The sequence below is a fragment of the Mesorhizobium sp. M0663 genome (assembly GCF_040320585.1).
Lineage (GTDB): Bacteria > Pseudomonadota > Alphaproteobacteria > Rhizobiales > Rhizobiaceae > Mesorhizobium.
The window spans coordinates 26,802-40,603 of record NZ_JAMYPX010000025.1 but is presented as its reverse complement, the minus strand read 5'-3'; the positions used below and the strand labels follow the sequence as shown (position 1 = coordinate 40,603).

The 13,802-nt window shown below is 62.8% G+C and carries 12 protein-coding genes; 5 read left to right on the top strand and 7 right to left on the bottom strand.

Annotated features, from left to right (window positions below; all coding sequences use genetic code 11):
* Nucleotides 1-10 precede the first annotated feature (10 nt).
* Nucleotides 11-889 (top strand): 3-hydroxybutyryl-CoA dehydrogenase, encoded by an 879-nt coding sequence (locus NKI54_RS28660; protein WP_352528900.1) that lies wholly within the window; start codon nucleotides 11-13, stop codon nucleotides 887-889.
* 8 nt (nucleotides 890-897) lie between these two features.
* On the opposite strand, the gene NKI54_RS28655 is transcribed toward NKI54_RS28660, so the two are convergent.
* Nucleotides 898-1,536 carry an NrsF family protein gene (locus NKI54_RS28655; protein ID WP_352593919.1) on the bottom strand — a complete coding sequence of 213 codons (639 nt, stop codon included), beginning with the start codon at nucleotides 1,534-1,536 and terminating at the stop codon, nucleotides 898-900.
* 1 nt (nucleotide 1,537) lies between these two features.
* Nucleotides 1,538-2,080 (bottom strand): sigma-70 family RNA polymerase sigma factor, encoded by a 543-nt coding sequence (locus NKI54_RS28650; protein ID WP_352570551.1) that lies wholly within the window; start codon nucleotides 2,078-2,080, stop codon nucleotides 1,538-1,540.
* 202 nt (nucleotides 2,081-2,282) lie between these two features.
* Here NKI54_RS28650 and NKI54_RS28645 point away from each other — a divergent pair, with 202 nt between their 5' ends.
* The 3 genes from NKI54_RS28645 (at nucleotide 2,283) to NKI54_RS28635 (ending at nucleotide 6,122) form a co-directional block, all read left to right on the top strand.
* Nucleotides 2,283-3,290: an iron ABC transporter substrate-binding protein gene (locus tag NKI54_RS28645; RefSeq protein ID WP_352577252.1), complete on the top strand. Its 1,008-nt coding sequence runs from the start codon at nucleotides 2,283-2,285 to the stop codon at nucleotides 3,288-3,290.
* 169 nt (nucleotides 3,291-3,459) lie between these two features.
* Nucleotides 3,460-5,043, top strand: a complete 1,584-nt coding sequence (locus NKI54_RS28640; protein ID WP_352577202.1) for an ABC transporter permease — start codon at nucleotides 3,460-3,462, stop codon at nucleotides 5,041-5,043.
* The gene (locus NKI54_RS28635; RefSeq protein ID WP_023677939.1) at nucleotides 5,040-6,122 is read left to right on the top strand and encodes an ABC transporter ATP-binding protein; all 1,083 of its coding nucleotides are present in this window, start codon (nucleotides 5,040-5,042) and stop codon (nucleotides 6,120-6,122) included. Before NKI54_RS28640 ends, NKI54_RS28635 begins: the two co-directional genes overlap by 4 nt.
* A 22-nt stretch (nucleotides 6,123-6,144) precedes the next feature.
* Here the strand turns inward: NKI54_RS28635 and ugpC are convergent, their stop codons facing one another.
* The 4 genes from ugpC to ugpB form a co-directional block, all read right to left on the bottom strand.
* Nucleotides 6,145-7,212, bottom strand: a complete 1,068-nt coding sequence (gene ugpC, locus NKI54_RS28630) for a sn-glycerol-3-phosphate ABC transporter ATP-binding protein UgpC (protein WP_352452447.1) — start codon at nucleotides 7,210-7,212, stop codon at nucleotides 6,145-6,147.
* 7 nt (nucleotides 7,213-7,219) lie between these two features.
* Complete coding sequence (gene ugpE, locus NKI54_RS28625; RefSeq protein ID WP_023677937.1) at nucleotides 7,220-8,068, bottom strand: sn-glycerol-3-phosphate ABC transporter permease UgpE; 849 nt, start codon at nucleotides 8,066-8,068, stop codon at nucleotides 7,220-7,222.
* 8 nt (nucleotides 8,069-8,076) lie between these two features.
* On the bottom strand, nucleotides 8,077-8,961 hold the full coding sequence (gene ugpA, locus NKI54_RS28620) for a sn-glycerol-3-phosphate ABC transporter permease UgpA (protein WP_023677936.1): 885 nt from the start codon (nucleotides 8,959-8,961) through the stop codon (nucleotides 8,077-8,079).
* 81 nt (nucleotides 8,962-9,042) lie between these two features.
* A complete protein-coding gene (gene ugpB / locus NKI54_RS28615; protein ID WP_352634016.1) occupies nucleotides 9,043-10,353 on the bottom strand; it encodes a sn-glycerol-3-phosphate ABC transporter substrate-binding protein UgpB in 1,311 nt (436 codons plus the stop codon).
* Nucleotides 10,354-10,649: 296 nt separating this feature from the next.
* Here ugpB and NKI54_RS28610 point away from each other — a divergent pair, with 296 nt between their 5' ends.
* Nucleotides 10,650-13,082 carry a bifunctional diguanylate cyclase/phosphodiesterase gene (locus NKI54_RS28610; protein ID WP_352634018.1) on the top strand — a complete coding sequence of 811 codons (2,433 nt, stop codon included), beginning with the start codon at nucleotides 10,650-10,652 and terminating at the stop codon, nucleotides 13,080-13,082.
* Nucleotides 13,083-13,084: 2 nt separating this feature from the next.
* Here NKI54_RS28610 and tlpA read toward each other — a convergent pair whose 3' ends face one another.
* Nucleotides 13,085-13,768, bottom strand: coding sequence for a thiol:disulfide interchange protein TlpA (gene tlpA, locus NKI54_RS28605; protein ID WP_352634020.1), 684 nt, complete (start codon nucleotides 13,766-13,768; stop codon nucleotides 13,085-13,087).
* Between the last annotated feature and the right edge of the window lie 34 nt (nucleotides 13,769-13,802).

Here is a 13,802-nt window from a genome sequence, read left to right as displayed (position 1 = left end):
GGATCGGGTAATGAGCAAGATCGAGACGATCGGCATCATCGGCGCGGGCCAGATGGGTGGCGGCATCGCCCATGTGTCGGCGCTGGCGGGCTACAAGGTGCTGGTTTACGATATTTCGCCCGACCGCATCGAAAAGGGCATCGCTACGATCAGCGGCAACATGGCCCGTCAGGTCGGCTCCGGCAAACTCGAGGAAAAGCTGCGCAATGAGGCGATGGCGCGCATTTCGTCGGCACCGGCCATGGCCGACCTTGCGGGCGCCGATCTGGTGATCGAAGCAGCGACCGAGGACGAGACGGTCAAGCGCAAGATCTATGCCCAGCTCTGCCCGCAGCTCAACCCCGAGGCCATCCTGGCGACGAACACGTCATCGATCTCGATCACACGGCTGGCTTCACAAACCGACCGGCCGGAACGCTTCATCGGCATACATTTCATGAATCCGGTTCCGGTGATGAAGCTGGTCGAACTGGTGCGCGGCATCGCCACCGAGGACCAGACCTTCGAGGCGGCAAAAACCTATGTGAAGCAGCTCGACAAGACGATAACCGTCTCGGAGGATTTCCCGGCCTTCATCGTCAACCGCATCCTGCTGCCGATGATCAACGAGGCGATCTACACGCTCTATGAAGGTGTCGGCTCGGTCGACGCCATCGATACCGCCATGAAGCTCGGCGCCAACCATCCGATGGGGCCGCTGCAGCTTGCCGATTTCATCGGGCTCGATACCTGCCTGTCGATCATGCAGGTGCTGCATGACGGGCTGTCGGATTCGAAATACCGCCCCTGCCCGCTGCTGGTCAAATATGTCGAGGCTGGCTGGCTCGGCCGCAAGACCGGCCGCGGCTTCTACGACTATCGCGGCGAGCATCCCGTTCCGACACGCTGATCGCCTCGCTACCAGCGCACAAAAAGTCGTCCGCCGAGCGCCCCGAGCACGGCAAGGATGGCGACCGCGATCGTATACCAGGTGCCGACGAAAAGCGGCGAATCGTCGAAGCAATGCGCCGCATAGAAGGTCGCCGCCAGCCCGCCGGCAAGCAGGCCCGCGGCCGCACCGGCAAGCACCGGCCTTGTCGGCGCGCCATGGCGCAGCACCGCGAGAAAGACGGCAAGCGGGCCGATCCCGATCAACGGAATGAAGGTCAGGCAGATGACCATGTTCGTGCCGACCAGGCGCGTGCCCCAGTCGGACGCAGGCACGGCGAAGAGTTCGAGAATCACAGCCACAATCACCAGCAGCGGCGCGGCGACCATCCAGCTCACCGCCCGGCCGGTCGATGCACCGGGCGTCGACAGCCCACGCACCAGGACAAAGGCGCTGGCGGCAAGAGCAATCGTGAAGACGAATTTGGACAGGAACCGCATCGTGTGCATGGCGATCGCGATGTCGGGGCGCGGGCCGATCGTCAGCCAGAAAACCGCGGCCGCGATCACGATGGCCGCGCCGGTGGCAAGCCACCAGGTGGTGCCTAGCGGCAGCGCCTTGCTGCGGGCATCGGCGTCGAGCGCCTTGATGAGATCTTCGGTCCTCATGTTATTCCCGCCCCGCCCTGAACCGTTTGGCAATGGCGGCAAGCCCGCGGTGCAGTGACACCCGCACAGCCGTCTCGCTGATGCCGAATTTGGCCGCGGTCTCACCGATTGACCGGCCTTCGACCGATACGGCCGAGACGACGGAACGCTGTGCCGGCGACAGGCTGTCGAGCGCCCGGTTGATGTCGCGCTCGCTCACCGTCTCCGATTCCGGCTCGGCAAAGGTCTCGGCGATTTCGTCGATCTCGATCTCGATCCGCCGACCGCGCCGCCGGAACGCATCGATCAGCTTGAAGCGGGCTATTGCATAGACCCAAGGCAGCACCGGCGCATCATGGCGCCAGGTGTGTCGTTTCACATGAATGGCCAGCAAGGTTTCCTGCACGACATCCTCGGGATCCACCCCGCCCTGCACGATCTTGCGCCGGGCAAAGCCACGAACGAGCGCGGCGATCCGGTGCAGAAAGTCGGCATAGGCCCTTTCGTCTCCGGCGATCGCGGCCCGCAGCAGGCGTGAAAGCTCGGCTTCGTCCTTGCCGCTCACAAGAGTTCACTCCCCGATATTCGCGTCTCGGCGCTGATTTGTTACGGGGCCGGCGAAATAATGTCCAAGGCAAATTAGCTGAGCATCACGAAAGTTTGCTCCTTTTGAGCGATTGAGTGGGCCAGCAATGTTGACTGCACCAGTCAGGTATTGGTAGGTGCAGCGTGCCAAGCCAAAGACCATCGAAATCGAGGACGACGCCATGAAATATGCTCTTTCCGCCCTTGCCGGTGCGACAGCACTTGCAATCAGCCTGATCGCCGGCCCGGCAATAGCAGAGGACGAGGGCATCGTCGTCTACAACGCCCAGCACGAAAACCTGACCAAGGCCTGGGCGGAGGGATTCACCAAGGAAACCGGCATCAAGGTTACCGTCCGCAATGGCGGCGACAGCGATTTCTCCAATCAGATCGTTGCGGAAGGCACCGCTTCGCCCGCCGATGTATTCCTGACGGAGAATTCGCCGGCCATGGCATTAGTCGAGGCGGCCGGCCTGTTCGCACCGGTCGGCACCGAGACGCTGGCCCAGGTTCCGCAGGAGTACCAGCCGGCGAGCGGCAAATGGGTCGGCGTCGCCGCGCGCAGCACCGTCTTTGCCTACAACAAGACCAAGCTGAGCGCCGACCAGCTGCCCAAATCGCTGCTCGATCTCGCCGATCCGAGCTGGAAGGGCCGCTGGGCCGCTTCGCCCTCCGGCGCCGATTTCCAGGCGATCGTCAGCGCGCTTCTGCAGCTCAAGGGTGAGGCGGCGACGGCCGAATGGCTGAAGGCGATGAAGGAGAATTTTACCGCCTATAAGGGCAACAGCACGGTGATGAAGGCGGTCAATGCCGGCGAGGTCGAAGGCGGCGTGATCTATCACTATTACTACTACGGCGATCAGGCCAAGACCGGCGAGAACAGCAAGAACGTCGAGTTGCACTATTTCAAGCATCAGGATCCCGGTGCTTTCGTCTCGATTTCCGGCGGCGGCGTGCTGGCCTCGAGCAAGCACCCGAAGGAAGCGCAGGCTTTCCTGAAATGGGTCACCGGCAATGGCGGCCAGGACGTGCTGAAAACAGGCGATTCGTTCGAATACGCAGTCGGCAAGGGCGCCGAGTCCAATCCGAAGCTGGTGCCGCTGGCCGATCTGCAGGCGCCGAAAGTCGACCCGACGACGCTGAACTCGAAAAAGGTGACCGACCTGATGACGGCGGCCGGCTTGCTTTAGCCGGCGTTCGTCCTAAAAGGGCAACCGACTGCGCTCCTGTGGGAATTCGCTTTCCACAGGAGCGCTCTGTTTTCAAGATGGCATTTGCCTATGACCACAAGCTACCCGCGAGATTATCCGCCGCCGATCGTTTCCGCCTCCGGGCGGAGCTGGCGCAACGTCTGATCTGATGCAATCCGCGATCGATCTCGCACGCCCAGGCTTGCCGGCCGACGCCACGGCCGTGCGGGCACGTCGTTGGTCGGTCTCATGGATTGCGTTGGCTGCCGTCTTTGTCTCGCTTTTCGCGCTGCTGCCGCTTGCCTTCATCGTCTGGGTGGCGGTGCAGACCGGCTGGGAAACGGTGGCGGCGCTGGTGTTCAGGCCGCGCGTCGGCGAACTTCTGGTCAACACCAGCCTGCTGGTGGTGTTGGCGGTGCCGATCTCGATCGTGCTGTCGGTCATGCTGGCCTGGCTGACCGAGCGCAGCGATCTGCCGGGTGCCCGCCTATGGGCCTGGCTGTCGGTGGCGCCGCTCGCCATTCCGGCCTTCGTCCACAGTTACGCCTGGGTCACCATGGTGCCCAGACTGCACGGCCTGTGGGCCGGCGTGCTTGTGTCGGTCATCGCCTATTTCCCCTTCCTTTATCTGCCGGTGGCGGCGGCATTGCGCCGGCTCGATCCCGCTCTCGAGGATGCAGCGGCAGCCCTTGGTCTCGGCCCGTGGCGTGTGTTCAGGCGTGTCGTGCTGCCGCAGCTCCGGCTCGCCATTTGCGGCGGCTCCCTGCTGGTCGGCCTGCATCTCCTGGCCGAATACGGGCTCTATGTCTTCATCCGCTTCGACACCTTCACCACCGCGATCGTCGACCAGTTCCAGTCGACCTTCAACGGTCCCGCCGCCAACATGCTGGCCGGCGTGCTGGTGACCTGCTGCCTTGTGCTGCTCGGGCTGGAGGTGCTGGTGCGCGGCGAGGAGCGCTATGCCCGCGTCGGTTCGGGTGCTGCGCGCCAGCAGCAGCGCACGGGCCTTGGGCGCGCCACCATTCCTTGCCTGCTGCTGCCTGCCATTACCACGCTGCTGGCGCTCGGCGTGCCGTTCGCCACTATCGGCCGCTGGCTCATGGCCGGCGGCGCCGATGTCTGGCGGCTCGACGAGATCGGCCTGGCGCTTGGCCAAACGCTGTTCCTAGCAATTGCCGGCGCGCTGCTCGCCACCGTCGCGGCAATGCCGATGGCGTGGATTTCGATCCGCGCGCCGGGGCGGCTGCAACGCGTCCTGGAGGGCTGCAACTATATCGTCGGCGCGTTGCCCGGCGTTGTCATCGCCCTGGCGCTGGTCACCATCGCCGTGCGTATCGCCATGCCGCTCTACCAGACCCTGTTCACCATCCTGGTCGCCTATGCGCTGATGTTCCTGCCGCGCGCTCTGATTAGCCTCAGGGCGTCGATCGCACAGGCGCCGGTCGAGCTCGAACGCGCCGCCTCCAGCCTCGGCCGGTCGCCGCTCAAGGCGCTGTGGTCGACGACCATCCGCCTGTCGGCGCCGGGTGCCGCAGCCGGCATGGCGTTGGTCGCGCTGGGTATCATGAACGAATTGACCGCAACCCAGATGCTGGCGCCCAACGGCACCCGCACGCTGGCCATGGCGTTCTGGTCCTATAGCGGCGAGATCGACTATGCGTCGGCGGCGCCTTATGCCCTGATCATGGTGGCGATGTCGCTGCCTTTGACCTGGTTGCTCTACGTCCAGTCGAAGCGGATGGCCGGGCGATGAGCTTTCTCGAGCTGAGCGGCATCCACAAGCACTACGGGCCCGTCGCAGCACTTGCCGGCGTCGACCTCAGCGTGGCCAGCGGCAGCCGTACGGCAATCGTCGGGCCGTCCGGTTGCGGCAAGACCACCTTGCTGCGGCTGATCGCCGGCTTCGAGGCGCCGGACCAGGGCCGCATCGTGCTTGATGGCGAGGTGCTGGCCGATGGCGACACGGCCGTGCCGGCGCATCGCCGCGGCATCGGGCTGGTGGCGCAGGACGGCGCTCTATTCCCGCATCTGAGCATCGCCGCCAATATCGGCTTCGGCATGGGGCGTCACGAGGAAAAGCGCAGTGAGCGCATCGCCGAGCTCGCCTATGTCGTCGGGCTGGACAAAGGTATCCTGAAGCGCCGTCCGCACGAACTCTCCGGTGGCCAGCAGCAGCGCGTCGCGCTCGCCCGCGCCATGGCCATGAAGCCGCGGCTGATGCTGCTCGACGAGCCGTTCTCGGCGCTCGACACCGGCCTGCGCGCCTCGATGCGCAAGGCCGTGGCCGAGCTCCTTGAAACCGCCGGCATCACCACCATCCTGGTCACCCACGACCAGGCCGAGGCGCTGTCATTCGCCAGCCAGGTCGCGGTGATGCGCGACGGCAAATTCTCGCAGGTCGGCACGCCGCGCGAGCTCTATTTCAAGCCGAAGGACAGGATGGTCGCCGAGTTCCTTGGCGACGCCATCGTCCTGCCGGCAAGGATCGCCGATGGCTTCGCCATCTCGCCGCTCGGCCGCATCGCTGTCGACAGCTCGGAGCGGCGCGACGTCGCCCGCATCATGCTGCGGCCGGAGCAGGTGTTGCTGAAACGCACATCGCGTGAAGGCATGTCCGGCACGCCGGACATGCTGTTCGGCGAGGTGACGGAATCGGAGTTCGCCGGCTCGATGTGCACCATCGCGGTGCGTCTGTTGAACAGCCCCGATCCGCCCGACGCCGCCGCCATCGGCAATACGCCGTTGATCCTGCGCAAGCCGGGCATGGACGCGCCGGCGATCGGCGAGATCGTCCGGCTGACCGTGTCGGGCAAGGCGCATGTGTTTGCCTGAACGGTTCTGCGCAAGGCCGACTTCAATCGACCCGTTTGCCTGCCTGATCGAACCAATGCAGCTTTTCGGACCTAGCCACGACGCGCAATTGGTCGCCTGGCTTGGCGCTGGCGCGGCCTGAGACGCGCACCACGATGCGGCTGCCGGCTGCCACGCAATGGAGAAAGCTTTCGGCACCGACCGGTTCGACCGCTTCCACTGTTGCCGGCAGCGCGAGCGCGCCGGCCGGCGCCTCTGCCGCGAAGGTGATGTCGGCGTCCTCCGGACGAAAGCCTAGTGTCACTGCCTTGCCCTGTCGAGGCGCCAAGCCAATCACAGTACCGTCCGCCAATACCGAGCTTGGGGAGGCCCCTGTGAGCGCCAGCAGATTCATCGGCGGTGCGCCTATGAACGAAGCGACGAAGGTCGAGGCCGGTTTCTCGTACACATCAAGCGGCGCGCCGGTCTGCTCGACCAGGCCGGCGTTCATGACGACGAGGATGTCGGCCAGCGTCATCGCCTCAAGCTGGTCGTGCGTGACATAAACCGAGGTGACGCCAAGCGAGCGCTGCAGATTCTTGATCTCGATGCGCATCTGCCCGCGCAATTTCGCATCGAGGTTGGACAGCGGTTCGTCGAACAGGAAGACCTTCGGGTTGCGCACGATGGCGCGACCCATGGCGACGCGCTGGCGCTGACCGCCGGAAAGCTCGCGCGGGCGCCGGTCGAGCAGCGCCGAAAGCTCCAGCACCTTGGCAGTCGAGCGTACCCTGCTGTCGATCTCGTCATTCGGCGTGCCGCGGTTGCGCAGGCCATAGGCCATGTTGTCATAGACCTTCATATGTGGGTAGAGCGCGTAGTTCTGGAACACCATGGCGATGTCGCGCTCGGTCGGGCCAATGGCGTTGACCACCTTGCCGTCGATGGCGACTGTACCGGCAGAAATCGTCTCCAGCCCGGCGATCATCCTCAGCAGCGTAGACTTGCCGCAGCCGGAGGGGCCGACCAGCACGCAAAGCTCCTTGTCGGGAATGGCGATGGAAACGCCCTTCACGGCCTCGACGCCGCTGGGATAGATTTTCCTGACATCCTTCAGATCCACGGTCGCCATCGGCTTCTCACTTTTCGGATTCGACCAGACCGCGCACGAACCAGCGTTGCATCAGCACGACCACCAGGATCGGCGGCACGATGGCCAGCATTGCCGTGACCATCACCAGGTGCCATTGGGTGTCGGCATCGGCGAAGGAAACCATCTTTCTCAGCGCGATGACGATGGTGTTCATGTCGTTGCTGTTGGTGACGAGCAGCGGCCAAAGATACTGCGTCCAGCCATAGATGAAGAGGATCACGAACAGCGCGGCGATGTTTGTCCGCGACAGCGGCACCAGAATATCGAAAAAGAAGCGCCATGGCCCGGCACCGTCGACACGCGCCGCCTCGACCAATTCGCCCGGTATGGTCATGAAGAACTGGCGAAACAGCAGCGTTGCGGTGGCCGAGGCGATCAGCGGGACGATCAGGCCGGCATAGGTGTCGATCATGCCGAGATCGACCATCACCTTGTAGGTCGGCAGGATGCGCACCTCGACTGGAAGCATCAAGGTGATGAAGATCAGCCAGAAGAAGGTCATGCGCAGCGGAAAGCGAAAGAACACAATCGCGTAGGCCGACAGGATCGAGATGAAGATCTTTCCCACCGCAACGCCGAGCGCCATGATCGTGGTGTTGAGGAGCAGCCTGCCGACGCTGACCCCGCCGATACGACCGATGCCGCCGAACAGCGCCTCGCTGTAATTGTTCCATAGCTGGTCGCCGGGCAAGAGCGGCAGGGGCGGCCTGAGGATCGTTTGCAGCGTGTGCGTCGAGGCAACGAAGGTGTAGTAGATCGGAAAAGCCACGATCAATATGCCGAGGATGAGCACGGCATGGGCGATGAAGGTGCGGAGCGGGGACTGGCCGATCATCGCTGCCCTCAGCCGTAATGGACTTTGCGTTCCACATAGCGGAACTGGATCGCTGTGAGCGCAATGACGATGGCCATCAGGATGACCGACTGCGCCGCCGAATCGCCCAGGATCAGATTGACGAAGCCGTCATTGTAGACCTTGTAGACCAGCGTCTCGGTCGTCTTGCCCGGCCCGCCGCCGGTGACGGCATGAACGATGCCGAACGTGTCGAACAGGGCATAGACGGTGTTGACGACCAGCAGGAAAAAGGTTGTCGGCGCAAGCAGCGGGAAGACGATGGTCCAGAAGCGCTTGGTTTCGCCGGCGCCGTCCATGGCCGCCGCTTCGATCAGCGTTTTCGGCACCGCCTGCAGGCCGGCGACGAAGAACAGGAAGTTGTAGCTGATCTGCTTCCAGGCAGCAGCCGACACCAGCAGGATCATGGCGTGGGTGCCGTTGAGCAGCGGGTCCCATACGATGCCGAGGCTTCTCAGCAAATAGGCCAACGAGCCGATCGAGGGATTGAACAGGAAAAGCCAAAGCATGCCGGCAATCGCCGGCGCCACGGCGTAAGGCCATATCAACAGTGTGCGGTAGAGGCCTTTGCCGCGCACGGCCTTCTCGGCCATGACCGCGAGCAGCAGGGCCACAACCATGGCAACGATCGCGGTCGCAAGAGAGAACACTACGGTGACCTTGATCGAGTTGAGGTAGGCCGGATCGGCCAGCACCTTCCGGAAATTGGCAAACCAGACGAACCTGCTCTTCAGCCCGAACGGGTCTTGCCTGAGCATCGACTGGTAAAGCGCCTGACCGGCCGGCCAGTAGAAGAAAACCAGGGTGATGGCGAGTTGTGGCGCCACCAGCAGGTAGGGCAGGATCTTGTTGGGAAAGACGACGCGTGGAGACAGGCTGATTTCCCTCGCTATCCAGGTGTCGCCCACGCGAGCCCGCGTGGGCGATATTCCAACCGACTAACCGAGATAATCCCGTCAGTTCTCCAGCGCTTCCTTGATCGCCGCGTTGCCGCGCGCAACCGCATTGTCGAGCGCCTGCTGAGCGGTTTGCTGGCCAGCCAGCATCTTCTCCAACTCCTCATTCTGGATATCACGCACCTGCGGCAGATTCGGCAGGCGCACGCCCTTCGAGTTGTCGGTCGGCGCCTTGCCTGTCATCTGCAGGATGGGTGTCTCGCGGCCGGGGTTTTTGTCATAGAAGCCTGATTTCTTAGTCGCCTCGTATGCCGCAAGCGTCACTGGCAAATATCCCGACTTCTGGTGCAGATATTCCTGCACATCGGTCTTGGACAGATAGGCAAAGAAAGCCGCGACGCCCTTGTATTCCTCGTCCGACTTGTTGCCGAACACCCACAGGCTGGCACCACCCGGCGTCGTGTTCTGTGGTGCGCCCTTGGCGTCGGTATCATAGGGAAGCTGGCCGATGCCATAGTTCATGCCGGACTTGACGATATCGCCGAGGCCGCCCGACGATTCGGTGAAGATGCCGCATTCGCCGGCGAGGAATATCTGCTTGGCTTCGGAGGTGCGTCCGCCATATTTGAACGTGCCGTCCTTGGCCAGGTCAGCTAGCGCCTGGAAGTGGTTGACGAAAATCGGCGCATTGATCTTGAGTTCGACATCACCTCCAGCCAGGCCATTCTGCTGGGTGGCCCAAGGCACGTCATTCCACGCCGCGAAATTCTCCAGGTGGATCCAGGTCAGCCAGGTCGAGGTATAGCCGCAAGGGGCGGCGCCGCTCGTCTTGATCTTCTTGGCAGCTTCCCACACCTCGTTCCACGTCTTGGGCGGATTGTTCACGTCGAGGCCTGCCTTCTGGAAGATGTCCTTGTTGTAGTAGAGGATCGGCGAGGAAGAGTTGTAGGGGAACGATAGCATGGTGCCGTCCGGCTTCGAATAATAGCCGACGATGCCGGGCAGATACTGGCTCTTGTCGAAAGTCATCCCGGCGCCGGTCATCACATCGGCCACCGGCTTTATCGCACCCTCGGCCGCCATCATCACGCCGGTGCCGACGTCGAACACCTGGAGGATATCGGGCGCTTGCCCGGCACGAAAGGCAGCGATGCCGGCATTCAGCGTCTCCGGATAGGTGCCCTTGAACACCGGAACGAGCTCATAGTCGCTCTGGCTGGCGTTGAAATCCTTGGAGATCTTGGCGACGACCTCGGCGTTGGCGCCGGTCATGGCGTGCCACCAGCTGATCTGCGTGACGGCGAAGGCGGAGGTGGTGGAAAGCAGGGTCACGGTGGCGGCGATACCGGCCGCAAAGCCGAAGAACTTCATGTTTCATCTCCCGTTTGTCATTGGCGAAAGGGGCACTTCCGCAAAGCCAATATGTGGCGCTGATGACAATCGGACAACGGTTTTATTGCGGATCAATGAACATCATTCCTTCCTAAAGTGCACTCGCTACCGAAACCGGGCGCCAGAAATCACATCACCGTCTTTTCGGCGCAGCGGCGTCGGGTTTCCCCCGAAAAGACCCGCCTCGTGGCCCGCGGGTTAACCATTCGTTAAAATCTCCAAGAGCTAATCAGTCACACCTCCCCTGTTAGTTTTGGCAGACCGAGTGAACCAGGATGCTGAGGGTCTATAATTGTATTGTAAGTCAGCACGATCCGAGACTGGTTGCGCTTGCCGCACTCGTCTGTGGAATTTCTTGCTTCTCAGCGGTTAATCTCCTTAAGCATGTCGGCCGATCGACCGAGCGAAACCGGCTTGTCTGGCTGATGATCGCCGCAGCCTCGACCGGGTTCGGCATATGGGCGACGCATTTCATCGCCATGACCGCGTTTACGCCGCGAATACCGAACGCATACAATCCGGGATTATCCGCCTTTTCGCTTGCCGCCGCCGTTATCATGACCGCGCTTGGGATGTGGGTCGCCACCTTGCGCCGCGGCATCGACCATTTCCTCGTCGGTGGCGCCATTCTGGGCGGCGCCATCGCGACGATGCACTACATCGGCATGGCAGCTTTCGAGGTCGAAGGCCGGGTCGTATGGAACCTGCTCCTTGTCGCGATATCGCTTCTGGCCGGCGTGACCCTCGCGGCACTGGCGCTCCTTGTCGTCTTGCGCCGTCCGTCAGCGCTCGCGACTTTCGGCGGCGCCGCGCTTTTGACGCTGGCGATTTGCAGCTTGCATTTCATCGCGATGGCTGCGGTGTCGATCATTCCGGATTCCTCGATTGAAATATCCGAACATTCCATCGAGCCCATTTCCCAGGCCTTTGCCGCAGCGGTCGCCAGCCTGATAATCCTTGTACTATCGGGTGCCGCGCTGTGGATCGACCTGCGCTTTCGCCGCCAGAAGCTCGAGGCCGATCGCATGCACGATCTCGCCAATGCGGCGGTGGAAGGTCTGATCGTTTGCGATGGCACCCGCATTGTCAGCGCCAATGACAGTATGGCGAAGCTGACCGGAACAGCGACAGCCACCCTGAACACGATGCAATTCGGCGAGCTTTTCGACGGACAGAGCGCAGCCGATATGTCCGGCTTCGGCGAACAGGCGCAGGAAGCGAAGTTAAGGGGCAGCGACGGGGCGAGAATTCCTGTCGAGCTGATCGCCAGGAAAATCACCTACTGCGGCAGGCCTCATACGGTGCTTGCCGTTCGCGACATCCGTGAGCGCAAGAAGGCAGAACAAGAGATCCTCCGCCTCGCGCATTTCGATCCGCTTACCGGGCTTGCCAATCGGCGGAGCTTTTCTTCCCGGCTGGAAGCAGAATTCGCCTCGATGGATCGTGGCGGCAAGGATGGACATCTGGCGCTCCTGCTGCTTGACCTTGACCGGTTCAAGCAAGTCAACGACCTCTATGGCCACGGGGCCGGCGATGCTATGCTGCAGAAGCTGGCGCACTGCATTTCCGGCATCCCGCGCCACGGACAGATGCTCGCGCGTCTCGGCGGCGATGAATTTGCCATCATAGCTCCGAACCTCCCCGACCCCCTGGCCGCAGGCCGGATAGCCGAGGACTTGCTGGCGGCGATCCGGGAGGAAAACAGGGTTTCGGTCGGCTCCGGCCTCGTCTCGGCCAGCATCGGCATCGCCTTCTTTCCGCTGGATGCCGAAGACCAGGCCGGCCTGATCAGCCATGCCGACACGGCACTCCATCGCGCCAAAACCGAAGGCAGGGACACTTATCGGTTTTTCGAGACAGCCATGGGCACCGCGGCCCGCGACAAGCGCGTGATGGAGCATGAATTGCGCCAGGCGATCGCCCGCAAGGAGTTCCACCTCGTCTATCAGCCGCAGAAGGAGATCCGCGGCGGCAGGATGATCGGCTTCGAAGCCCTGGTCCGTTGGCAGCACCCTGAGCGGGGTGACATTTCTCCGGCCGTTTTCATCCCCGTGGCCGAGGACAGTGGCGCTATCGCGCAGATCGGCGACTGGGTGCTGACGACGGCTTGTAACGATGCTGTTCGCTGGACAAACCCGCTGATGGTCGCCGTCAACGTCTCCGCCGTGCAACTTCACAATCCGAACTTCAGCCGCAAGGTGCACGACGCATTGACGAGATCCGGCCTGGCCCCCGGCAGGCTCGAACTGGAGATCACCGAAACGGCCCTGGTGAAGGACATGCCGCGCGCGCTGGCAACCTTGAGGCAGGTCAAGGCGCTTGGCGTGCATGTGGCGATGGACGATTTTGGCACCGGCTATTCTTCGCTGTCCAACCTCAGCGCCTTTCCCTTCGACAAGATCAAGATCGACGGGTCGTTCATCAAATCGGTCGACAAGAACGCCCAGTTCGCGGCGATCGTTCGCGCCGTGCTGGGGCTTGGACGCGGTCTCGGCCTACCGGTTCTGGCAGAAGGCATCGAGACGCCGGGTGAATTGCAGTTCCTGGACGCCGAGGCTTGCGAGATCGGGCAAGGCTACTACCTCGGCAAACCGGCTCCGATCGAGACATTCGGGGAACTGACGGGCGTGGCCGCTCCGGCAATCCGCACCGCCAGCCGACGCGGCGCAAGCATTGCCGTGCTCAAGCCGCGCCTGCGCACGGTCTGAGCCTATCCCGGCTGAAGCGCCGCCTCGACCAGACGCTTGGCATCCGGCCCCGACCATTCGGCCGGGCCATTCATATGGGCGATCAGGCAGCCTTGCCCATCGATCAGCATGGTGACCGGCAGACCGAGCGCTAGGCCGCGCGTCTTGACGTCGTTGAACAGCGCCATCGTGGCATCGCGATAGTAGCCGAGCGACTTGACGCCGGTGTCCTCCAGGAACTTCTTCGGTTTGGCATCGTCGCCGGCATCGACGTTGACGGCAACAACCTGAAACGCATCGCTGCCCATCTCCTTCTGCAGCGCATCGAGCGCCGGCATTTCGGCGCGGCAAGGTGCGCACCATGTCGCCCACAGATTGAGCAGCACCGTCTTGCCGGCATGATCGGCGATCGTCGTCGGCTTGCCGTCGGGGCCGTTGAAGGCAAGGCTTTTCAGCGATTGCGGCGGATCCGCCGGCAAAAGCGCGGCAACCTGGCCGGTGGCAGCGGCGGCGATCTTCTTGGCACGGTCGGTCTTGGCGGCGCAGGCGACGTCGTCCTTGCCGCCGCCGGCGGCCACTTGCGCGGGCGCCTTGTTGCCAGAACTGCTTTCCCTGACATATACCGCGAACGCGCCGGCCAGCACGCCCGCAACCAAAGCGGCGAGGATGAGACGCAAAGCCGGGAAAAATCTATTGCCGTCTGCCATTTTTGAAAAACTGCTCCGGAGCACGGGTTATAGC